Source organism: Actinacidiphila acidipaludis (assembly GCF_019890725.1).
Taxonomy (GTDB): domain Bacteria; phylum Actinomycetota; class Actinomycetes; order Streptomycetales; family Streptomycetaceae; genus Actinacidiphila; species Actinacidiphila acidipaludis.
Genome location: NZ_JAINZZ010000032.1, coordinates 57,975 through 79,597 on the forward strand (window position 1 = coordinate 57,975; position 21,623 = coordinate 79,597).

General features: G+C 72.8%; 17 protein-coding genes. 14 read left to right on the forward strand and 3 right to left on the reverse strand.

What is annotated here, in order from left to right; genetic code table 11:
• Positions 1 to 20 precede the first annotated feature (20 nt).
• The 7 genes from K7862_RS23180 to K7862_RS23210 all read left to right on the forward strand — a co-directional run bounded on the left by K7862_RS23180 (position 21) and on the right by K7862_RS23210 (position 6,830).
• On the forward strand, positions 21 to 977 hold the full coding sequence (locus K7862_RS23180; protein ID WP_222965619.1) for a helix-turn-helix transcriptional regulator: 957 nt from the start codon (positions 21 to 23) through the stop codon (positions 975 to 977).
• Positions 978 to 986: 9 nt separating this feature from the next.
• Positions 987 to 1,256 carry a phage terminase large subunit family protein gene (locus K7862_RS23185; RefSeq protein WP_222965620.1) on the forward strand — a complete coding sequence of 90 codons (270 nt, stop codon included), beginning with the start codon at positions 987 to 989 and terminating at the stop codon, positions 1,254 to 1,256.
• An 11-nt stretch (positions 1,257 to 1,267) separates the two neighbouring features.
• Positions 1,268 to 1,471: a hypothetical protein gene (locus tag K7862_RS23190; RefSeq protein WP_222965622.1), complete on the forward strand. Its 204-nt coding sequence runs from the start codon at positions 1,268 to 1,270 to the stop codon at positions 1,469 to 1,471.
• Between the two features lie 213 nt (positions 1,472 to 1,684).
• Positions 1,685 to 1,966 carry a Sec-independent protein translocase subunit TatA gene (tatA, locus tag K7862_RS23195; RefSeq protein ID WP_222965624.1) on the forward strand — a complete coding sequence of 94 codons (282 nt, stop codon included), beginning with the start codon at positions 1,685 to 1,687 and terminating at the stop codon, positions 1,964 to 1,966.
• Positions 1,967 to 2,067: 101 nt separating this feature from the next.
• Positions 2,068 to 3,012, forward strand: coding sequence for a twin-arginine translocase subunit TatC (gene tatC, locus K7862_RS23200; protein ID WP_222965626.1), 945 nt, complete (start codon positions 2,068 to 2,070; stop codon positions 3,010 to 3,012).
• Positions 3,013 to 3,064: 52 nt separating this feature from the next.
• Positions 3,065 to 3,952, forward strand: coding sequence for a diacylglycerol kinase (locus K7862_RS23205; protein ID WP_222965628.1), 888 nt, complete (start codon positions 3,065 to 3,067; stop codon positions 3,950 to 3,952).
• 52 nt (positions 3,953 to 4,004) lie between these two features.
• Positions 4,005 to 6,830, forward strand: coding sequence for a DEAD/DEAH box helicase (locus K7862_RS23210; RefSeq protein WP_222965630.1), 2,826 nt, complete (start codon positions 4,005 to 4,007; stop codon positions 6,828 to 6,830).
• Positions 6,831 to 6,923: 93 nt separating this feature from the next.
• On the opposite strand, the gene K7862_RS23215 is transcribed toward K7862_RS23210, so the two are convergent.
• Positions 6,924 to 7,784 carry an isocitrate lyase/phosphoenolpyruvate mutase family protein gene (locus tag K7862_RS23215; RefSeq protein ID WP_222965632.1) on the reverse strand — a complete coding sequence of 287 codons (861 nt, stop codon included), beginning with the start codon at positions 7,782 to 7,784 and terminating at the stop codon, positions 6,924 to 6,926.
• Positions 7,785 to 8,153: 369 nt separating this feature from the next.
• Here K7862_RS23215 and K7862_RS23220 point away from each other — a divergent pair, with 369 nt between their 5' ends.
• The 3 genes from K7862_RS23220 (at position 8,154) to K7862_RS23230 (ending at position 10,889) form a co-directional block, all read left to right on the forward strand.
• A complete protein-coding gene (locus K7862_RS23220; protein ID WP_222965650.1) occupies positions 8,154 to 8,852 on the forward strand; it encodes a PadR family transcriptional regulator in 699 nt (232 codons plus the stop codon).
• A 232-nt stretch (positions 8,853 to 9,084) separates the two neighbouring features.
• Complete coding sequence (locus K7862_RS23225; RefSeq protein ID WP_222965634.1) at positions 9,085 to 10,116, forward strand: ATP-binding cassette domain-containing protein; 1,032 nt, start codon at positions 9,085 to 9,087, stop codon at positions 10,114 to 10,116.
• The gene (locus K7862_RS23230) at positions 10,113 to 10,889 is read left to right on the forward strand and encodes an ABC transporter permease (protein WP_222965636.1); all 777 of its coding nucleotides are present in this window, start codon (positions 10,113 to 10,115) and stop codon (positions 10,887 to 10,889) included. The genes K7862_RS23225 and K7862_RS23230 overlap by 4 nt, the downstream gene beginning before the upstream one ends.
• 77 nt (positions 10,890 to 10,966) lie before the next feature.
• Here K7862_RS23230 and K7862_RS23235 read toward each other — a convergent pair whose 3' ends face one another.
• The gene (locus K7862_RS23235) at positions 10,967 to 11,809 is read right to left on the reverse strand and encodes a siderophore-interacting protein (RefSeq protein WP_222965638.1); all 843 of its coding nucleotides are present in this window, start codon (positions 11,807 to 11,809) and stop codon (positions 10,967 to 10,969) included.
• 226 nt (positions 11,810 to 12,035) lie between these two features.
• On the opposite strand from K7862_RS23235, the gene K7862_RS23240 reads away from it, so the two are divergent.
• From K7862_RS23240 to K7862_RS23255, 4 genes are all read left to right on the forward strand, one after another.
• Complete coding sequence (locus K7862_RS23240; RefSeq protein ID WP_222965652.1) at positions 12,036 to 13,739, forward strand: cellulase family glycosylhydrolase; 1,704 nt, start codon at positions 12,036 to 12,038, stop codon at positions 13,737 to 13,739.
• A gap of 228 nt (positions 13,740 to 13,967) precedes the next feature.
• Positions 13,968 to 15,674 carry an MFS transporter gene (locus tag K7862_RS23245; protein ID WP_222965640.1) on the forward strand — a complete coding sequence of 569 codons (1,707 nt, stop codon included), beginning with the start codon at positions 13,968 to 13,970 and terminating at the stop codon, positions 15,672 to 15,674.
• A 116-nt stretch (positions 15,675 to 15,790) separates the two neighbouring features.
• Positions 15,791 to 16,786 (forward strand): hypothetical protein, encoded by a 996-nt coding sequence (locus K7862_RS23250; protein WP_222965642.1) that lies wholly within the window; start codon positions 15,791 to 15,793, stop codon positions 16,784 to 16,786.
• A gap of 196 nt (positions 16,787 to 16,982) precedes the next feature.
• Positions 16,983 to 21,068, forward strand: a complete 4,086-nt coding sequence (locus K7862_RS23255) for a carboxypeptidase regulatory-like domain-containing protein (protein ID WP_222965654.1) — start codon at positions 16,983 to 16,985, stop codon at positions 21,066 to 21,068.
• Positions 21,069 to 21,237: 169 nt separating this feature from the next.
• On the opposite strand, the gene K7862_RS23260 is transcribed toward K7862_RS23255, so the two are convergent.
• Positions 21,238 to 21,623, reverse strand: a 386-nt coding sequence (locus K7862_RS23260) for an FCD domain-containing protein (RefSeq protein WP_222965644.1), incomplete at its 5' end; no start/stop codon positions are given.

The window sequence follows — 21,623 nt, forward strand, 5'->3', positions numbered from 1 at the left end:
CGGGAGAGGGGGACGGCACGATGAGCAACGCGATCGACCAGACACGGCGGATGCTGTCACTGGTGACCTATCTGCGCGAGCGGCCCGGCGCCCGGGTCAGCGAGGTGGCCAGGGCGTTCGGCGTCACCGAGGCCGAGCTGATCGGCGACCTGAACGTGCTGCCGCTGTGCGGCACCAGCTTCCGCGGCGGCGACCTGCTCGACATCGACACCGACGGCGAGCGGATCTGGTGGCACAACCCCGGGACCGCCGACGACGTCGCCCAGCCGCTGCGGCTGGCCGCCGACGAGGCCACCGCGCTGCTGGTGGCCGCCCGTGCGGTCGCCAACCTGCCCGGCCTGCGGGACAGCGACCGGCAGGCGCTGCAGCGTGCGGGCACCAAGCTGGAGGCCGCCGCCGGCGAGGCCGCGGGAGCCAGCGCGCACCTCTCGGTCACCTTCGAGTCCGAGGGCAGCGTCTTCGCCACCGTGGACCGGGCGATCACCGAGCGCCGCCGGCTGTGGATGCGCTACTACTCGCCGGCCCGCGACACCCTCACCGAACGCGAGGTCGACCCGATCCGGCTGTTCGCCGTCGGGCACACCTACGTCGAGGGCTGGTGCCGGCTCTCCGAGGACCGCAGGACCTTCCGGCTCGACCGGGTCGCGGAGATCCGCCTGCTCGACGAGCCGTCGGACCCGCCGCGGATCGAGCCGCGCGACCTGTCGCAGGGCCTGGTCCAGCCGGCCGGCGACGACCCCGAGGTGGTCATCGAGGTCGGGCCCGGCGGGCGCTGGGTGGCCGAGTACTACCCGCACGACAGCGCCGAGGAGCTGGCCGACGGCGGCCTGCGGATCACCCTGCGCACCCCGGACCCGGGCTCGCTGCGCCGGCTCGCGCTGCGGCTGGGCCGCGACGGCCGGATCGTGGCGCCCGCGGCCCTGGCGGCCGAGGCCCGCGACGCGGCGGTCCAGGCCCTCGCCGCCTACGGGGAGTGAGGGAACGTCATGACGGCGCCCGCCGCCTGCCCGCCGCCCGCCGCCGGCCCGGTGGTGTTCCGCGCCGCCTGCCCGCACTGCCGGGAGAACTTCGAACTGGCCGCCGGCGCCCTGCGGCTGGCCATCGGGGCCTCGGCCCGCACCACCTTCTACACCTTCACCTGTCCCGAGTGCGGTGAGGCGGTCCGCAAACCGGCCGGCGAGCGGATCGTCGAACTGCTCACCGGCGGCGGCGTCCGGACCATGCGGCTGCACGGTGCGGCCCCGGGCGACCGGTAGGCTGCCGCCCCATGTGGTGGCTCTTCGCCGTTGTCGGCCTCTCGACCGCGGGACTCCTGGTACTGGGGGTCCTGGCCGTCCGCGTCTACCTGGCCGTGGAGGAACTGGCCGGTCAGGTGGCCCGGAGCACGCAGGCGCTGACCGCGGCGACCGAGCGGCTGCACCAGGCCGCCGGGCGGGTGGGCGTGCAGGCCGGAGAGATCTTCCGGCCCTGAGCCCTGCCCTGCCGAGCGCGCGGGAGGGTACCCTGAGCGAGCGGCCCGCTTCGAGCGCGGCGGGGGCCGCCACCGGCGTACTCCGGGAGCTTTCCGGCAGTTCACCGGCGCACGCTACGATCGCAGCCGGCGCAGGATGTACCGGACAGGTGTCCGGTAGGCGCCACCAGCAGTCGCAAGGACACGCCGCCCCGGTGAGAAGGTAGACCTTTTATGCTCGGCAATCTCAAGCCCCTCGAGATCGTCCTCATCCTTCTCGTGATCGTCGTGCTCTTCGGCGCCAAGAAGCTGCCCGACGTGGCCCGGTCCCTCGGCAAGTCGGCCCGCATCCTCAAGAGCGAGGCCAAGGCGATGAAGAACGACGGCGCGAACTCCGCGGACGGCGGCGCCGGCACGGCGCAGAACGGCTCCGCGCAGCGGACCATCCAGTCCGCCCCCGGCGACACCGCCAGCGCCCGCCCGGTCTCCGAGCCGGACCGCACGACGCAGGGCTGAGCCCGGCCCGACCGCCGGGACCGGGCCGCCGAGCGCCCGGTCCCCAGGTGAAGGACGAAGCCGACACGCGCTGACGGCTGCCGCACGAGACGAGGACGTGGGTGCTCAAGACTGCCCGCAAGCAGGACAAGGACCCCGAGGGGCGGATGCCCCTCGCCGACCACCTGCGTGAACTGCGCAACCGGCTGTTCAAGTCGGTGCTGGCGATCATCGTCGTCACGATCGTGGCGGCGTTCTTCTACAAGCACATCATCGAGCTGCTGCAGCACCGGATCCCCGGCAACGTGCGCTGTGTCAACGGCGCCACGCACCAGCACGACAGCGCGCCCTGCGCCCAGATGACCGTCAACGGCCTGCTCGGTGGTTTCTCCATCGCCCTCAAGGTCTCGCTGATGGCCGGCATCGTCGCGTCGTCGCCCGTCTGGCTGTACCAGCTCTGGGCGTTCCTCGCGCCCGGTCTGCACCGCAACGAGAAGCGCTACACGCTGGGCTTCGTCGGCGCCGGTGTGCCGCTGTTCCTGGCCGGCGCGGCGCTGGCCTACGAAATCCTGCCGCAGACCGCCCGGATCATGATCGGCTTCGTGCCGAACGACACCACCAACCTGCTGGCCCTGGACGACTTCCTGGACCTGGTGGTCCGCATGGTCGTGGTCTTCGGTCTCGCCTTCGAGCTGCCGCTGGCGCTGGTGCTGCTCAACTTCACCGGGGTCGTCAGCGGCCGCCGCATGCTCGGCTGGTGGCGCGGCATGGTCATCGGCATCACCGTCTTCGCCGCCGTCGCCACCCCCACCGGCGACCCGCTGACGATGTGCCTGCTCGCCGCGCCGATCGTCTTCCTGTACTTCCTGGCGCTGGGCATCTGCTTCTTCAACGACTCCCGCAGGGCCCGCCGCCGCGCCGCCGACCCGGACTTCGGGCTCGACCCGGACGAGGCCTCCAGCCTCGACCACATCCCCGAGCAGATCCAGTCCCAGCCCTACGACGACGAGGACGGCGAGGGCACCGGCACCCGCCGAGCCGACGACGGCTTCGACGACGCCACCTGAACGCCACCTGACGGATCTCCTCGGCGGCCCCGATCCGGGGTAGGGTCCGCCCGTGACCAGCGAGATCACCCTCTTCGTCAATCCCGGCGCGGGCCGCGGCCGGGGCGCGCAGGCCGCCGGGCCGGCCGCCGGGGCCCTGCGTGACGCCGGGCACCGCGTGCGGACCGTCGTCGGCCAGGACGCCGCGGACGCCCTCGACCGTGCCAGGAAGGCCGTCGAGGGCGGCACCGACGCCCTGGTCGCCGTCGGCGGGGACGGCATGGTGTCGCTGGCCCTCCAGGCGGTCGCCGGCACCGGTACGCCGCTCGGCGTGGTCGCCGCCGGCACCGGCAACGACTTCGCCCGGGTCAACGGCCTGCCGGTGCGCGACCCTGCCGCGGCCGGCGCCGCCATCGCCGCAGCGCTGACCGCCGGCCGGACCCGCACGCTGGACCTCGGCCGGATCGGGGACCGCTGGTTCGGCACCGTCATGGCCTCCGGCTTCGACTCCCGGGTCAACGACCGCGGCAACCGGATGAGCTGGCCCACCGGCCGGTTCAAGTACGACCTGGCGATGCTCGCCGAGCTGGCGGCGCTGCGCCCGATCCGCTACACCGTGCAGTTCGACGACGCGCCCGAGCGGGAGATCGAGGCCACCCTGATCGCGGTCGGCAACGGCTCCTCGTACGGCGGCGGCATGCGGATATGCGCCGACGCGCTGATGGACGACGGCCTTTTCGACGTGTGCGTGGTCGGCCCGTGCAGCCGCAGCACCCTGCTGAGGGTCTTTCCGCGGGTCTACCGCGGCACCCATCCGAGCCATCCGGTCGTCACCGTGCACCGCGCGGCGCGGGTGCGGCTGGCCGCCGAGGGGATCACCGCCTACGCCGACGGAGAGCGGGTCGGAGCCCTCCCGATCAGCGCCGAGACCGTCCCCGGAGCCGTCCGCCTGCTGAGCTGAGCAGATAAGATCACGCGCCGTGTCGGTGCCGCCCGGTAGGCTCGTGGGCGAGATGACCGATGAGATGTCGCCCGCCGAGCGCTTCGCCGCCAGCCGTCGTCGCGCCGCAGAGAACGCCACCGCACTCGCCCAGTTCCGCGAGCTGTACGAGTTCGGCCTCGACCCCTTCCAGATAGAGGCGTGCAAGGCGCTGGAGGCCGGCAGCGGCGTCCTGGTCGCCGCGCCCACCGGCTCCGGCAAGACCATCGTGGGCGAGTTCGCCGTCCACCTGGCCCTGGCCGAGGGGCGGAAGTGCTTCTACACCACGCCCATCAAGGCCCTGTCGAACCAGAAGTACAACGACCTCGCCAAGCGGTACGGGGCCGACAAGGTCGGCCTGCTCACCGGGGACAACAGTGTCAACGGCGACGCGCCCGTGATCGTCATGACGACCGAGGTCCTGCGGAACATGCTGTACGCGGGCTCCCCGGCGCTGGACGGCCTGGCCTACGTGGTCATGGACGAGGTGCACTACCTGTCCGACCGCTTCCGCGGCGCCGTGTGGGAGGAGGTGATCATCCACCTCCCGCAGTCCGTCACCCTGGTGTCGCTCTCCGCGACCGTGTCCAACGCCGAGGAGTTCGGCGACTGGCTGGACACCGTCCGCGGCGACACCCGGGTGATCGTCTCCGAGCACCGGCCCGTGCCGCTGTGGCAGCACGTCCTGGCCGGGCGGCGGATGTACGACCTCTTCGAGGAGAAGGCGGGCTCCGGCGGGGGCCAGGGCCGGCGCGAGGTCAACACCGACCTCGAACGGCTCGCCCGGATCGAGAACCAGCGCCCCTTCACCGGCCGCGGACGCCGCGGCCGGGAGGCGGACCGCGAGCGCGAGCGGCGGTCCCGCAGCCGGGTCTGGACGCCCAGCCGCGCCGAGGTCATCGACCGCCTCGACAGCGAGGGCCTGCTCCCCGCGATCACCTTCATCTTCAGCCGGGCCGGCTGCGAGGCGGCGGTCCAGCAGTGCCTCTACGCCGGGCTCCGGCTCAACAACGACGAGGCCCGCGCCAAGGTGCGGGCCCTGGTCGAGGAGCGCACGCGCGCCATCCCGGACGAGGACCTGCACGTCCTGGGCTACTTCGAGTTCCTGGAGGGCCTGGAGCGCGGGATCGCCGCCCACCACGCGGGCATGCTGCCGACGTTCAAGGAGATCGTCGAGGAGCTGTTCGTCAAGGGCCTGGTCAAGGCGGTCTTCGCCACCGAGACGCTGGCGCTGGGCATCAACATGCCCGCCCGGTCGGTGGTGCTGGAGAAGCTGGTGAAGTGGAACGGCGAGACGCACGCCGACATCACCCCCGGCGAGTACACCCAGCTCACCGGGCGCGCCGGCCGCCGCGGCATCGACGTCGAGGGCCACGCGGTGGTGCTGTGGCAGCGGGCGTTCGACCCGGTCGCCGTCGCCGGCCTGGCCGGTACCCGCACCTATCCGCTGCGGTCCTCCTTCAAGCCGTCGTACAACATGGCGGTCAACCTGGTCGGCCAGTTCGGGCGGCACCGCTCGCGCGAACTGCTGGAGACCTCCTTCGCGCAGTTCCAGGCCGACCGCTCGGTGGTCGGCATCTCCAAGCAGGTGCAGCGCAACGAGGAAGGGCTGCGCGGCTACAAGGAGTCGATGACCTGCCACCTCGGCGACTTCGACGCGTACATGGGCCTGCGGCGGGAGCTGAAGGAGCGTGAGGCCGAGCTGTCGCGTCAGGGCGCCAACCAGCGCCGCGCGGCCGCCGCGGAGTCGCTGGAGAAGCTCAAGCCGGGCGACATCATCCACGTCCCGGCCGGCAAGTACGCCGGCCTCGCGCTGGTCCTGGAACCGGGCATCCCCGGCCGGGCGACCGGCGGGCACCACCCGCGCGGCGGCGAGTTCCACGACGGTCCCCGGCCGCTGGTGCTGACCGCGGAACGCCAGGTCAAGCGGCTCGCGCAGATCGACTTCCCGGTGCCGGTCGAGGCGCTCGACCGGATGCGGATCCCCAAGTCGTTCAACCCGCGCAGCCCGCAGTCCCGGCGCGACCTGGCCTCGGCGATGCGCTCCAAGGCCGGCACCGCCGGATGGTCGGCACCGGCCCGGCACCGCAAGCAGCGGTCCGCCGCGGCCGACGACACCGAGATCGCCCGGCTGCGCACCGCGATCCGCGCCCACCCCTGCCACGGCTGCGACGACCGCGAGGACCACGCCCGGTGGGCCGAGCGGTACCAGCGGCTGCGCCGCGACACCAAGGGCCTGGAACACCGCATCGAGGGCCGCACCAACACCATCGCGCGCACCTTCGACCGGGTGTGCGCGGTGCTCAGCGAGCTCGGCTACCTGGAGGGCGACGAGGTCACCCCGGAGGGCCGGCGGCTGGCCCGGCTCTACGGCGAACTCGACCTGCTCGCCAGCGAGTGCCTGCGCGAGGGCGTGTGGGACGGCCTCGGCCCGGCGGAACTCGCCGCCTGCGCCTCCGCGCTGGTCTACGAGTCCCGGCAGTCCGACGACGCGGTCGTCCCGCGGCTGCCGTCCGGCAACGCCCGCGAGGCGCTGGGGGAGATGGTGCGCATCTGGGGCCGCCTCGACGCCCTGGAGGAGGACCACCGGATCAACCAGACGGAGGGCGTCGGCCAGCGCGAGCCCGACCTCGGCTTCGCCTGGCCCGCCCACCGGTGGGCCTCCGGCCACTCGCTCGACGCCGTGCTCACCGACGCCGACATGCCCGCGGGCGACTTCGTGCGGTGGTGCAAGCAACTCATCGACGTCCTCGGCCAGATCGGCAACGCGGCGCCCGAGGGGAGCCCGGTGCGGCGCAACGCCCGCAAGGCCGTGGACGGCCTGCTGCGGGGCGTGGTGGCGTACTCCTCCGTCGGGTGAGCGGGGGAGCGGCGCCGGCCCGGTGAGTCATCGAGCTAGGGGAACGGCCGAGCGGCCCGCCGTCATGGGCGGGCCGCTCGGCCGTTCCCGTTGTCAGACGGAGAGCAGCGAGTTGAGGGTGCCGAAGTCCAGGGCACCGTCCAGCGCGGCGAACGTGCCCTCCCGCAGCATCTCCGTCGCGGCGCGATGGGCCGCGGTGTACGCGGACTGCGCCAGGGCGGTTCCCACGCTGACGCGCCGCACCCCGGCGGCGGCCAGCTCGGCCACCGAGGGCCCGCCCGGACCCGCCATCGCGTTCACCGGCAGCGGCGAGGCGGCGCACAGCGTCCGCAGCACGCCGAGGTCGAGCAGGCCGGGGACGAAGAGGCCGTCCGCGCCGGCGGCCGCGTAGGCCAAGGCCCGTTCGAGCACCGCGTCCAGCCGCCTCTCGGGGGCGCCGATGCCGAACAGGAAGACGTCGGTACGGGCGTTGACGACCAGGTCCGGCAGACCGGCGGCGGCCGCCGCCTCGCGGGCCGCGCGCAGCCGGGCCGCCTGCTCGGCGACGCCGTACAGCGGACCGCCCGGCGCGTGGGAGTCCTCCAGGTTGACGCCGGCGGCGCCGGCCGCCACCAGCGCCCGTACGGTGGCGGCCACGTCCTCGGGCGCGGGGCCGTAACCGCCCTCGGCGTCCACCGTCACCGGCACGGACACGGCGGCCACCACCCGCCGGGCCGCCGCGACCATCTCGTCCCGCGTCAACTGCTGGCCGTCGCCGCGTCCCGACGACCACGACACGCCGCCGCTGGTCGTGGCGACCGCGGCCGCGCCGGCCGCCGCGATCACCGCCGCGCTGCCGGCGTCCCACGCGTTCGGCAGCACGAGCACCCCCGCGTCGCCCAGCTTCCGCAGCAGGCGGGCCTTGTCGGCGGTCGGGGCGGAGGGCTGGGGCGCGGGGGGCTGGGACTCGGGCATGGCGGGACCGCTTTCGTCGTCCGGGAACGCTGGCTGACCGGGCGCCCCGCCGTCCCCCGTGCCGAAGGCGTCTCCGGAACGCGGCAAGGAGCCCGTGTCCGCCATGCTTCCGGTGCCGGCCGGTCGCCGGAATGGATTCAGTCCTGACCGAATCCGGCGGGGGAGCGGTGGCCGGGCGCGTTACGGCGACCGCCGGGTGCGTGCCGCTCCCGCCCGGGCAGAATCGCGATACATCGTGGTTGCCGTGGCCTGGTAAACGCGATATGTTCGGCTACGGATATACGGTAGCGAGCGATATCGAGCGTCATACGAGGAGGCACAGCGGTGGCCAAGCGGCGCAAGCTCAGCAACCCCCTGGCTCTGGCCGTGATGGTGTTCCTCAACGAGCGCCCGATGCACCCGTACGAGATCGCCCGGCTGCTGCGCCAGCGCGGCAAGGAACACAGCATCAAGATCAACTACGGCTCGCTCTACACCGTGGTCCAGAACCTGGAGAAGCACGGTTTCGTGGAGGTCGCGGGCGTCCAGCGGCAGGGCAACCGGCCCGAGCGCACGCTCTACGGCCTCACCGAGTCCGGCCGGGTCGAGATGCACGACTGGCTCGCCGACCTGGTGGCCGTCCCGGCGCGCGAGTACCCGGCCTTCGAGGCCGCGCTCTCGCTCATCGGGGCACTGCACCCGGACGAGGTCGCCGAACTGCTCGACGAGCGCGCCCGGGCGCTGGAGGTCCACGCAGCCGCGCTGCGCGGCGTCCTGCGGCGCCTGGACGCCGAACTTCCGCGGATGTTCCTCATCGAGACCGAGTACCAGCTCCACATGATCGACGCCGAGGCGGTCTGGGTGCGCGGGTTCCTCCGGGAGCTCTCCGAGGGCACCCTGCCGGGCGTCGCCGAGTGGCGCACCTGGCACGAGACCGGTGAGGTGCCCGAGCAGTGGGCGCAGCTGGAGGAGGAGTTCCGGGACGTCGACGCGGCCGAGATCCTGCGCGAGCAGATGGACAAGGCCGTGGCGGAGGCGGGGGGCGGCACGGACGGAGGAGAACACCGGCACCAGGGCGACCGGCACTGACCGGCACTGACCGGCACTGACCCGGACGCACAGCAGACAGCACACACAGAACACACGGCACAGCACCGGCGCCCGCTGCGGCAACAGCGGACGCCGGGTCACCAACCAGCGACCGGGACACCCACGGGTGGCGGGCGTCGGGCGATCGAGGTGCGGCACACCCACGATATCCCGGCTCCTCCCGCAGGCCGCTCCGGCCGACCCGGCACATCCCTCAGCGGAGGAACCGGACATGACCACCTCACCGCCCGCCGTACAGGCGCGCGACCTGATGAAGACCTATCCCGGCGACGTCCGGGCCCTGGACGGCATGGGCGTCACCGTTGCCGCCGGCACCGTCTTCGGCCTGCTCGGCCCCAACGGCGCCGGCAAGTCCACCACCGTCAAGATCCTCACCACCCTCGCCCGTCCCGACTCCGGCACCGCCGTCGTCGCCGGTCACGACGCCCTGCGCCACCCGGACCGGGTCCGCCGCGCCATCGGCGTGGTGGCCCAGCGGTCGGGCGCGGACCCGGTCGCCACCGGACGCGAGAACCTGCTGCTGCAGGGCCGGCTCTACGGGGTGCGCGGCGCGGACCTGAACCGCCGCGCCGACGAACTGCTGGCCCGGTTCGACCTCGCGGAGGCCGGCAAGCGGCAGGTCCGGACGTACTCCGGCGGCATGCAGCGGCGGCTGGACGTCGCCCTCGGGCTGATGCACCGCCCCGAGGTGCTGTTCCTGGACGAGCCGACCACCGGACTCGACCCGGAGGCGCGCACCGCCATGTGGGAGGAGATCGGCCGGCTCGCGGGCGACGAGGGCCTGACCATCCTGCTCACCACGCACTACCTGGAGGAGGCCGACCGCCTCGCCGAGCGGATCGCGATCGTCGACCGGGGCCGGGTGGTGGCCGAGGGCACTCCCGACGAGCTCAAGGGCGAACTGCACGGCGACGCGGTGCACGTCGAGCTGCGCGAGGCGCCGGACGCCGTCGACGGCACGCTGATCCGCACCGCGCTCGCCGAGTTCGCGGGGGTCCGCGAAGTGGCCCTGGACGGGCGGCGGTTGAGTGCCCGCGCCGACGACGGCCCGGCCGCCGTCCCGCACGTGCTCACGGCCCTGGAGCAGCAGGGCGTCGCGGTGGCCTCGGTCACCGTCGCCCGCCCCTCCCTGGACGACGTCTATCTGCGGTACGCGGGGCGCCGGTTCGCCGACGCGGACGCCGCACCCGAGGCGGCCGTCCCGGCCCCCGTCCCCGCGAACACGTCAGGAGCCGCCCGATGAGCACGACGATCAACCAGACCTGGTTCATGACCCAGCGTCAGCTCACCGCCATCCTGCGGCAGCCGGCCTATCTCGTGATCACCCTCATCCAGCCGGTGATCTGGCTGTTCCTCTTCGGCTCGCTGTTCCGGAGGGTGGTCGAGCTGCCGGGGTTCGGCGCCGGCTCCTACCTGGACTACCTCGTGCCCGGGGTCGTCGTGATGAGCGCGGTGTCGTCCAACATGTGGGCGGGCATGGGCACGTTGGAGGAGATCGAACGCGGCACGCTCAACCGCTTCCTCACCACGCCGGTGAGCCGGGCGGCGCTGATGAACGCCAACGTGGTGCAGCAGGGGATCAGTACCGGGATCCAGTCCGTGGTGATCGTGCTGCTCGGCAAGATCGGCGGCGCGGACTACCCCGGCGGGGTGGCCGGCCTGCTCATCCTCGTCCTGGCCTCGATCGTGCTGGGCACGGTGTTCGGCGCGTTCTCCAACGCGCTGGGCATGCTGGTCAGGCAGCGGGAGAGCATCATCGGCATCAACACCTTCCTGCTGCTGCCGCTGACCTTCCTGTCCTCGGCGTTCATGGCGCCCGGCCTGATGCCGTCGTGGATGCGGCACGTCGCCGACTTCAACCCGGTCAACTGGGCGCTGGTCGCCGGGCGTTCGGCGATGTCCGCGGACCCGGACTGGGGTGACGTGCTCAGCCGCGGCGGCGCGCTGCTGGCCCTGGCGGCCGCCGCCGTCTGGCTCTCCACGCGTACCTTCCGCTCCTACCAGAAGTCGGTCTGAGCGCCCCCGGTTGCCCCCGGCCCCGAGCCGGGGGCAACCGGCGCTTCTTTGAGGGCTCGGGCCTCAGCCCGTGCCCTTCACGGCCGGGCTTCCTGCTCCGCCTCGACCTGGGCGTTCCACTCCCGCTTCGACGCCTGCCAGCCGTCCTCGTCGCTGCCGCGGCGCCAGTAGCCGGAGACGGACATCCGCTCGCGGGGGACGCCGCGGTCCAGGCGCAGGTGGCGGCGGAGCTCCTTGACGAAGCCGGCCTCGCCGTGGACGAAGACGTGCACGTCGTCCGAGGGGAAGTCCAGGGAGGTCACCGCCTCGACCAGGGCCTCGCCCACCGGCCGCGCCCCGCGGTGCAGCCAGACCACCTCGGTGTCCCCCGCCGTCGGAAGTTTCTGCTCCTCCTCGGGGCCCGACACCTCGACGAACACCTTGGCGGCCGCCCCGGGCGGCAGCTGCTCGACCGCCGCGGCCACCGCGGGCAGCGCGCTCTCGTCGCCGGCGAGCAGATGCCAGCCGGCCTCCGGGTCGGGGGCGTAGCTGCCGCCCGGGCCCATGAACCACAGGCCGTCGCCCGGCCGCACCCGCGCCGCCCACGGGCCCGCCAGGCCCTCGTCGCCGTGGTGGACGAAGTCCAGCGTCATCTCGCGGGTGTCCGGGTCCCAGGCCCGCACCGTGTAGGTCCTGGTCCGCGGCCACTGCTCACGCGGCAGCGAACCGCGCACGGCCTCCAGGTCGAGCGGTTCGGGGTACACCACGCCCTCGGGGGCGTACACCAGCTTCACGTAGTGGTCGGTGTACGCGCCGATGTCCAGCGCGGCCGCCGGATCCACGGCCAGCACCACCCGGATCATGTGCGGCGTCAGCCGCTCACTGCGCACCACCCGGGCGTGCTTGGGCTGCGGGGTCCTGCGCTGCGGTCGTTCCGCCATCGTCCATGCCTCCCTGATCGTACTTAGGCAAGCCTAACCCACGGCCAACTCGACCCCGCGTGACGTTCCTTCACTTCTTGTACGCGGTGAACCCCCTTGACGTCCCTTGCGTGCCGTCGCTTCCATATGGTGCCTTGGGAGCGCTCCCACTCGCTCCCCGACGCACACGCCCACCACGACCTGAAGCGTTCCGCCCCCCACTGAGAGGAATCGCGCCGTGGTCCCCATGACGGGCCCGTTGAGCCCACCGAGAAGTACGCACCGGCTGCGGGTGGTCCTGGCGGCCGCCTTCGCGGCGGTGCTGCTCGCCGCCCTCGCGCTGGCCGGGCAGTCCCGCGCCTCCGCGGCGGTCACCCCCACCGCGGCCGCCCCCGCCGCGGGCACCGGCTACTGGCACACCAGCGGGCGGCAGATCCTGGACGCGAACAACCAGCCGGTGCGCATCGCCGGCGTCAACTGGTTCGGTTTCGAGACCGCCAACTACACGCCCCACGGCCTCTGGTCGCGCGACTACAAGTCGATGATGGACCAGATGAAGTCGCTCGGGTACAACACCATCCGGCTGCCGTACAGCGACGACATCTTCAAGCCGGGCACGACGCCCAACAGCATCACCTTCTACAACATGAACCAGGACCTCCAGGGGCTGACGTCCCTCCAGGTCATGGACAAGATCGTCGACTACGCGGGCTCGATCGGGCTGCGGGTGATCCTGGACCGGCACCGTCCCGACTCCAGCGGGCAGTCCGCGCTCTGGTACACCAGCTCGGTCCCCGAGTCGACGTGGATCACCGACCTCAAGGCGCTCGCCACCCGCTACCAGGGCAACACCGCCGTGGTCGGCATCGACCTGCACAACGAGCCGCACGACCCGGCCTGCTGGGGCTGCGGCGACACCTCGATCGACTGGCGGCTGGCCGCAGAGCGCGCGGGCAACGCGGTCCTCGGCGTCAACCCCGATCTGCTGATCTTCGTCGAGGGCATCCAGACCTTCAACGGGACCTCCGGCTGGTGGGGCGGCAACCTGATGGGCGCCGGCCAGTACCCGGTGCAGCTCAACGTGGCCAACCGGGTCGTGTACTCGGCCCACGACTACGCCACCAGCGTCGCCCAGCAGACCTGGTTCACCGACCCGTCGTTCCCGGCGAACATGCCCGGGATCTGGGACAAGTACTGGGGCTACCTGTTCAAGCAGAACATCGCCCCGGTGTGGGTCGGCGAGTTCGGCACCACGCTGCAGTCCACCACCGACCAGCAGTGGCTCAAGGCCCTGGTCGGCTACCTGCTGCCGACCGCGGGCAACGGCGGGGACAGCTTCAGCTGGACCTTCTGGTCGTGGAACCCGGACTCCGGTGACACCGGCGGCATCCTCAAGGACGACTGGCAGACGGTGGACACCGTCAAGGACGGCTACCTGGCGTCCATCAAGGCTCCCGGCTTCGGCGGCACCGGCTCGACGGGCGGCACGTCGTCCGGCGCCAGCTCGGGCACGTCGAGCGGCACCTCCAGCGGTACGACCTCGGGCACCTCGTCGGGCACCAGCAGCGGGACCTCGTCCGGGACCAGCAGCGGCACCTCCGCCGGGACCAGCTCCGGGACGTCCTCGGGGACCACGGGCGGTACCGGCGGCAGCGGCTGCACGGCGAGCCTGCACATCGACAACCAGTGGAACAACGGCTTCACCGCGACGGTCACCGTCACCGCGGGCAGCGCGGCGATCAACGGCTGGAAGGTCGCCTGGACCTGGCCGGGCGGCCAGCAGGAGACCAGCGCCTGGAGCGCGACCGTCCAGCAGAGCGGCGCGTCGGTCACCGCGACCAACCTGAGCTACAACGGCGCGGTCGCCGCGGCGGGTTCGACCAGCTTCGGGTTCCAGGGGACGGCCTCCGGGACGTTCACCGTTCCCGCGCTGAGCTGCACCGCCTCCTGACCGGTCGCACCCGTTCCACCCGCACCACGGCTCCTTCCCGCACCTGAACCACCACCAGGCCGATGCCGGCGGACCCCGACTCAGGGTCCGCCGGCATCGGTGTGTGCGCACCCCCTAGGCATACCGACCGGTCGGTACTACCCTCTGGCCAACTCGGACCCCGCCGTACGCGCAGTGGCTGCTCCGAGGCCACGCACCCGGTTGTCCAGCACCTCTTGGAGGAGCCGTATGTCTGCCACTCCCACGTCGTTCGACGACGGCAGATCGGGGCCCGCGACCCCGGCCGCCGGCGCACCTTCCGCACTCTCCCGGCTGCTGCGCCGGGACCTGGCCGGGTATCCGGCCACCGGCCGCCGGATGGCGTATCTGGCGATCGTGGTGATCACCACCGTCGTGCTGTACTACATGCTCTACATCCAGTACGCGGTCGCGACGTCGATCATCACCCACTTCGGCATGACCTACCGGTACTTCGTGTGGGTCTCGGTGATCGGCAACGCGGTGGGGGCCTTCGCCTCGCTGGCCGCCGGGCTCGCCGACCGGTGGGGCCGCGCCAACATGGTGGTCTACGGCCTGCTGATCGCCTCGCTGCTGGTCTTCTTCGGACTGCCCAACGCCGGGAGCAAGACCACCTACCTGGTGCTCTTCGCGCTCGTCAGCTTCATCGAGGGCGTGGTGCTGGTGGCGACACCCGCGCTGATCCGCGACTTCTCACCGCAGTTGGGCCGGGCCACCGCGATGGGCGCCTGGACCATGGGACCGGTCGTCGGCAGCCTGGTCGTCACCACCGTCACCAGCAACACGCTGGACACCGCCAGCTGGCAGGACGAACTGCGGTACTCCGCGGTCGCCGGGTTCATCGTCTTCGTGTTCGCCCTCGTCGGCCTGCGCGAACTCTCGCCCGCGCTGCGCGACCAGATCATGGTGACGCTGCGCGACCGGGCACTGGTCGAGGCCCGCGCCAAGGGCATCGACCCGGCCCAGGCCCGGCGCGGCGAGTGGCGGCAGATGCTCCGGCTCGACGTGACCGGCTCGGCCCTGGCCATCTCGATCTACCTGCTGCTGTACTTCGCCGCCGTCGGCAACTTCGTGGTCTTCTTCGCCACCACCTACGGCTACTCCGAGCAGCGCGCCAACGCCGTCGCCAACTGGTACTGGGCCGCCAACGCCGTCGCCCTGGTGGCGGTCGGCCTGCTCTCCGACCGGATCAGGGTCCGCAAACCCTTCATGATCGTCGGCGCGGTCGGCTCCATCGTCGCCACGGCGATCTTCGCCACCCGCGCCACCCATCCGGCCACCGACTACTACACGTTCGCCTGGCTGTTCGTGGCCATCGGCGTCTTCAGCGGCGTGGCCTACGCGCCCTGGATGGCGAGTTTCACCGAGACCGTCGAGAAGCACAACCCGGCGGCCACCGCCACCGGTCTGGCGGTGTGGGGGTGGACGATCCGGGCCGTCGTGGCGGTCTCCGCCGCGTTCATCCCGGTGCTCGTCACCTCGGTGACGCCGCTCGTCGACCACGGAGCCCAGGTCACCGCCGCCCAGCAGCAGGCGGCCCCCGCGCTCGCGATCGTCGGCGCCCACCCGCAGACCTTCGCCGAACTCGGCAAGTACCCCGCCGGCAAGGTGCCGCCGGACGTCGCCGCGCGGGCGGTTCAGGAGGTCGGCGCCGCGGACCTGGCCACCGTGCAGAAGGCCCAGCCGCAGCTCGACGTCCTGAAGAAGTACGGGACCAAGGTGCAGAAGGCCGCACACGACGGCCCCGGCCAGTGGCGCACCTGGTGGTGGATCTGCGTCGGCGGCCAGGTGCTGTTCCTGCCGTTCGTCTTCCTGATGACGGGGCGGTGGAGCCCGAAGCGGGCGCGCGAGGACGCCGAACTGCACCAGCAGGCGGTCGACCGGGAACTCGCCGCCCTGGCGGAGGAACGCGCCTGAGCAGCAGGTGACGGCCCCGCGAACCGGCGGCCGCGACGGGACTCCCCGCCGCGGCCGCCGGTTGGCTGCCGTATTTCCCCGTCTTGACCGGGACTTGACGACTACAGTCCCCGATCATGACCGAACGTCCGTTTGAGGCACTGGGGTTGAGCGCCGACGCGGACCGGGCCTATCCGCTGCTCATCGCCACGCGGGGGGTTGCCGCGGCGGAACTGGCCCGGACCATGGGGGTGCCGGCGGAACGCGCCGAGGCCGCGTGCGGCGAGCTGGCGCTGCGCGGACTGGTACGCCGGGGTGACGACGGCCGGTGGTACCCGCTGCCGCCGCAGTCGGAGTTCCTTCCCCTGCTGTCGCGCGCGCAGGAGCAGTTACGCCGCGGCCGGGAACTCCTCGACCGGCTCGGCCTGGAGTACCAGCGCGTCCACGAGGGCCGCAGGGCCGACGAGATCGTCCAGGTCGTCGAGGGCGCGTCCGCCGTCCGCCGACAGGTCGAGGACCTGCACGCCGCGGTGCGCGAGGAGATGCTGGTCTTCGCCCGCGCCCCGGGCGACGGCCCGGCGGGGGACGGCGGGCCCCCGATCCGGCGCGGGGTGCGCAGCCGGGTGGTCGTCGAGCGCGACGGGCTGGACGCGGGCGCCGTCCTCGGCGCGACGCACCTGCGGGTCGCCGACCGGCTGCCCGTGCGGCTGTCCATCGCCGACCGGTCGCAGGCCCTGCTCCCGCTGGCCGCCGACGGGCCGCTCTGCGACCCGCTGCTGCTGGTGGTGCGGCCGAGCGGTCTGCTGGACGCGCTGGTCACGCTCTTCGAGGCGGTGTGGGCGGCGGGGGTGCCGCTGGGTACCGCGCACAGCCCGCTGCGGCTGCGGATCCTCGGCATGCTCGTCGGCGGCAGCACGGACGCCGCGATGGCCCGGGCGCTGGGGGTGGCGGTCCGCACCGTGCAGCGGCACATCTCGGCGATGGAGCGCGCCGCGGGCGTCGACAACCGCATCCAGCTCGTGTGGCACGCGGCCCGGCACGGCTGGCTCGACGGCCAGGAGCCCGCCGCCGGGGCCCGTCCCGGCACTCCCGCGCTGCCCGCCGGCGCCCCCGGTGGCGGGATGCCGACGTGACGGGCGGTCGGGAAGGTGTCACCTTTCCGACAAGGCGTTCGGGATTCCCAAGGTGCTTGTGGTGCACAGGTATACGCCAGCGGTTCGACTGGACCGCGCATCCATGGCCCAAGGGAGACCCACCTTGCGCATACCCTCGCTCAGACGGCGCGCCGCCACCGCGGCCGCCCTCGCTGTGATCGCCCTCCAACTGCCCATGGCCGTCGTGGCGCACGCCGCGCCCGCCGACCGGCCCGACCGGCCCGACGTCGTCCGGCAGTGCGCCGACCCCAAGCCCGGCGCGTTCTCCTGCTTCGCGCTGCGCCGCACCGACGTGGCGGCGCGCAAGGGGGTGCAGCCGCTGGCCACCACCCCCGACGGATTCGGCCCCGGCGATCTGCAGAGCGCGTACGCCCTGCCCGCGGACGGCGGCGCTGGCGAGACCGTCGCCATCGTCGACGCGTACGACGACCCGAACGCCGAGGCCGACCTGGCTGTCTACCGGCAGCAGTTCGGGCTTCCGGCGTGCACCACCGCCAACGGCTGCTTCAGCAAGGTCAGCCAGCGCGGCGGCACCGACTACCCCACGCCCGACCCCGACTGGTCCGGTGAGATCTCCCTCGACGTCGACATGGTGTCGGCGATCGCGCCCAACGCCCACATCCTGCTGGTCGAGGCGGACTCGGCGAACTTCGCGGACCTCGGCGCGGCGGTGGACGAGGCCGTGGCGCTGGGCGCGAAGTACGTGTCCAACTCCTACGGCACGGGGTACGACAGCACGCCCGGCAGCGGTGAGGACCCCTCCGAACTCACCGCCATGGACCCGTATTACAACCACCCGGGCGTCGCCGTGGTCGCCTCCTCCGGCGACGACGGCTACGGCGTCAGCTACCCGGCCGCCTCGCAGTACGTCACCTCCGTCGGCGGCACCGCGCTGACCCGCGCCGCCGGCACCAGCCGCGGCTGGAGCGAGTCGGTGTGGAACAACGCCTACGGCGGCCCCGGTTCGGGCTGCTCGCTGTACGAGCCGAAGCCGGCCTTCCAGACCGACACGATCTGCGGCAAGCGGGCGCTGACCGACGTCTCGGCCGTCGCCGACCCGGTGACCGGCGTCTCGGTCTACCAGACCTACGGCGGTGGCGGCTGGGCGGTGTACGGCGGCACCAGCGCGTCGTCGCCGATCATCGCGGCCGTGTACGCCTCCGCCGGCACCCCGACGGCGGGCTCGTACCCGAACGCGTACCCGTACACGCAGCGCTCCGCGCTCAACGACGTGACCGCGGGCGACAACGGCACCTGCACCCCGGCCGCGCTGTGCACCGCCGGACCCGGCTACGACGGCCCGACCGGCCTCGGCACGCCCAACGGCCTGACCGCCTTCCGCAGCGGGCCGCACGGCGTGATCAGCGGCACCGTCACCGACCACGCCACGGGCGCCGCCATCGCCGGCGCGACCGTCAAGGCCGGTGACTACTCCGCCACCTCCGACGCCGCCGGCGCCTACAAGCTGGACATCCCGCCGGGCAGCTACGACGTCACGGCGAGCGCCTACGGATACGGCAGCGCGACCGACAACGGTGTCGCCCTCGCGGACGGCGCGACCGTCACCGAGTCCTTCGCCCTGGACGCCGTGCCGCGCCAGACGGTCTCCGGCAAGATCACCGACGGCTCCGGACACGGCTGGCCGCTCTACGCCAAGATCACCGCGGACGGCGTGCCCGGCGGACCGGTCTTCACCGATCCCGTCACCGGCGCCTACTCGCTGACGCTGCCGCAGAACACCACCTACACCCTGCACGTCGCCTCGAACTACCCCGGCTACCAGACGGTCGACAAGACCGTGCAGTTGGGGGCGGCCGGCAGCACGCTGAACGTCGCCGTGCCGGTCGACGCCGACGCCGCACAGGCCCCCGGCTACGCCGTCCATCTCAGCGGCCCGACCGAGCCGTTCACCGCCACCACCGGTCCGCCGGCCGGCTGGAGCGTGAGCAACGCCGCCGGCACCAGTGGCGGATGGGCCTTCGACGACCAGGGCAGCCGCGGCAACCGCACCGGCGGCAGCGGCGGGTTCGCCATGATCGACAGCGATCACCTCGGCCAGGGCCAGCACCAGGACAGCCGGCTGCTGTCGCCGTCCTACGACCTGAGCGGCGCCGCCGACCCGATCCTGGGCTTCGACACCGACTACAAGGAGTACTCCAACTCCACCGCCGACGTGGACGTGTCGGCCGACGGCGGCACCACCTGGACCACCCTGTGGCACCGGACCACCACCTCGGTCACCGGTCCGGCGCACGTCCAGATCCCGCTCACCGGCTACGCGGGCAAGAGCGACGTCCGGCTGCGCTTCCACTACACCGGCACCTGGGCGTACTGGTGGGAGCTGGACAACGTCTTCGTCGGGCAGCGCAGTTACGACCCGGTGCCCGGCGGTCTGATCGTCGGCAACGTCACCGACGCCAACACCAAGACCGGCGTCAACGGTGCCACGGTCACCAGCGCCGACTCCCCGGCCGACCACACCACGACGGCCGCCACCCCCGACGACCCGAACCTCGGCGACGGCTTCTACTGGACGTTCTCACACGTCACCGGGAAGCACCCGGTGTCCGCCGCCGCCTCGCACTACACCACCGTGACGGCGACCGCGAACATCCCGCCGGACGGCACCGCCGGGCGTGACATCAGCCTGAAGGCGGGCCGGCTGAAGGTCACCCCGGCGTCCATCGCCAACACCGTCGCCTGGGGCAAGAGCGCCACGCAGACGGTGACGGTCAAGAACACCGGCACCGCGCCGGCCACCCTGACCCTCGGCGAGAACCCGGGCGGCGTCGTCATCCAGCAGAAGGGCGCCCCGCTCAACCTGGTCAAGGGCACCTACTCGCCGCTGTCACTGGCCGCGCACGGCTCGTCCGCCGGCGCCAAGTCCGCGGCGGGCAGGGCCACGACCAACGCAGCCGCCTCCGCGCAGGGCGCGGCCGGCACCGCCTGGCAGACGATTCCCGACCTCCCGGTGAGTACCGGCGACAACGCCGTGGCCACCTACCAGGGCACCGTCTACTCGGCGTTCGGCTACACCGGCGTCAGCGACACCAGCGACCTCTACGCGTACAGCGCGGACAGCGGCGCCTGGACCAAGCTGGCCTCCGCCGCCGACACCCGTGAGGCACCCGCCCACGGCATCGTCAACGGCAAGCTCTACGCGGCGGGCGGCTGGGGCGCCTCCGGCGCGCCGGACGCCAAGCTGGAGATCTACGACATCGCGTCCGGCACCTGGTCCACCGGGGCCGGCACGCCCAAGCCGTACGCCGGTTCGGGCAGCGCGGTGCTCGACGGCAAGCTGTACGCGGTCGGCGGCTGCACCGCCACCGCCTGCGGCACCACCGACGTCACCGCCTACGATCCGGGCACGAACACCTGGGCGAGCGTCGCGGCCTATCCCGAGCCGGTGTCCTGGGAGTCCTGCGGCGGCATCGCGGGCAAGCTGTACTGCTCCGGCGGCACCACCGACGCGGGCAGCATCACCCACGCGTACGTCTACGACCCGGCCGCGGACTCCTGGTCGCCCATCGCGGACCAGCCGACCGACGCCTGGGGCGCGTCCTACACCGCGGCCAACGGCGTGCTGCTCGTCAAGGGCGGCGCGGTCCAGGCCGGCGCCGCGCTGAGCAACCAGACCTGGGCGTACCAGCCCGAGGACAACACCTGGACGGCGCTGCCCAACGCCAACGCCTCGCTGTACCGCGGCGGTGGCGGCGTGGGCTTCTACTCGGTGGGCGGCATGGCCGGCACCACGCCCAACAAGGCGGCCGAGGTGCTGCCCGGGTACGACCAGACCGAGTCCGCCGACGTCACCTGGCTCTCGGAGAGCACCGGCACGGTCACCGTGCAGCCCGGCGCCAGCGCCACCGTGACGGTCACTCTGGACGCCTCGGTGCCCGAGATCACCCAGCCCGGCGTCTACTCCGCCTCGCTGAGCCTCGGCAGCGACACCCCGTACCGGCTCGACCCGATCGGCGTCGCGCTGACCGTCAAGCCGCCGGCCACCTGGGGGAAGATCACCGGCACGGTGACCGCCTCCGGCGGGGCCCCGATCGCCGGGGCGACCGTGCAGATCACCACCTGGGCGACGCACTACACGCTCAAGACCGGCACGGACGGCTCCTACCAGCTCTGGCTGGACGTCCGGAACAACCCGCTGCAGCTCATCGTGGCCAAGGACGGCTACCAGCCGACCGTGACCACGGTGAAGATCGCGAAGGGAGCCACCACCACGCAGAACTTCACGCTGCTGAAGGACTGACCGTCACTCGGGGCCGGCGCGGTCACCGCGCCGGCCCGCTCCACCAGGTCCGGTCACCGCGGCGTGACGGCGGGCCGGCCACCGGTCGTCCCGGTGGCCGGCTCACCCGTTCCCGGCCCGCGAGGGCCGGTTCGCGCGGCGCGCGGGCGGCCGTCCACCGCGGCCGCGCTCAGCGCGCCCGCAACTGGGCCAGCGTCCTGTCCAGTTCGGCCTGCAGGACGCGCGCGGCCCGCTCCGCGTCACCGGCCTTCACCGCCTCCACCAGTCCGGCGTGCGCGGCGGCGCCGTGGCCGGCGTCGTGCGCGGTGACGTCGATCAGGCCGAGCAGATCCACCAGCCCCTCGCGCAGGGCGGGGACGAACTCGGCGAACAGGTCGGTGAGCACCGGGTTGTGGGCGGCGGCGACCACCGCCGCGTGCAGCGCGATGTCGGCGTCGACGAACCGCGCGCCGCCCGCCGGGGCCACCTCGGTCCGCGCGTCCAACGCGGCGTCCAGCGCGGCGACATCGTCCGCGGTGCGGCGCCCGGCCGCCATCCGGGCCGCCTGGACCTCCA

Coding starts and splice junctions, on each gene's coding strand:
- K7862_RS23190 (WP_222965622.1), top strand. CDS start 1,268: ATGTGGTGGCTCTTCGCCGTTGTCGGCCTCTCGACCGCGGGACTCCTG.
- K7862_RS23240 (WP_222965652.1), top strand. CDS start 12,036: ATGACGGGCCCGTTGAGCCCACCGAGAAGTACGCACCGGCTGCGGGTG.
- K7862_RS23250 (WP_222965642.1), top strand. CDS start 15,791: ATGACCGAACGTCCGTTTGAGGCACTGGGGTTGAGCGCCGACGCGGAC.
- K7862_RS23255 (WP_222965654.1), top strand. CDS start 16,983: ATGGCCGTCGTGGCGCACGCCGCGCCCGCCGACCGGCCCGACCGGCCC.
- K7862_RS23245 (WP_222965640.1), top strand. CDS start 13,968: ATGTCTGCCACTCCCACGTCGTTCGACGACGGCAGATCGGGGCCCGCG.
- K7862_RS23225 (WP_222965634.1), top strand. CDS start 9,085: ATGACCACCTCACCGCCCGCCGTACAGGCGCGCGACCTGATGAAGACC.
- K7862_RS23185 (WP_222965620.1), top strand. CDS start 987: ATGACGGCGCCCGCCGCCTGCCCGCCGCCCGCCGCCGGCCCGGTGGTG.
- K7862_RS23210 (WP_222965630.1), top strand. CDS start 4,005: ATGACCGATGAGATGTCGCCCGCCGAGCGCTTCGCCGCCAGCCGTCGT.
- K7862_RS23230 (WP_222965636.1), top strand. CDS start 10,113: ATGAGCACGACGATCAACCAGACCTGGTTCATGACCCAGCGTCAGCTC.
- tatA (WP_222965624.1), top strand. CDS start 1,685: ATGCTCGGCAATCTCAAGCCCCTCGAGATCGTCCTCATCCTTCTCGTG.
- K7862_RS23220 (WP_222965650.1), top strand. CDS start 8,154: ATGGTGTTCCTCAACGAGCGCCCGATGCACCCGTACGAGATCGCCCGG.
- K7862_RS23215 (WP_222965632.1), bottom strand. CDS start 7,784: ATGCCCGAGTCCCAGCCCCCCGCGCCCCAGCCCTCCGCCCCGACCGCC.
- K7862_RS23235 (WP_222965638.1), bottom strand. CDS start 11,809: ATGGCGGAACGACCGCAGCGCAGGACCCCGCAGCCCAAGCACGCCCGG.
- K7862_RS23180 (WP_222965619.1), top strand. CDS start 21: ATGAGCAACGCGATCGACCAGACACGGCGGATGCTGTCACTGGTGACC.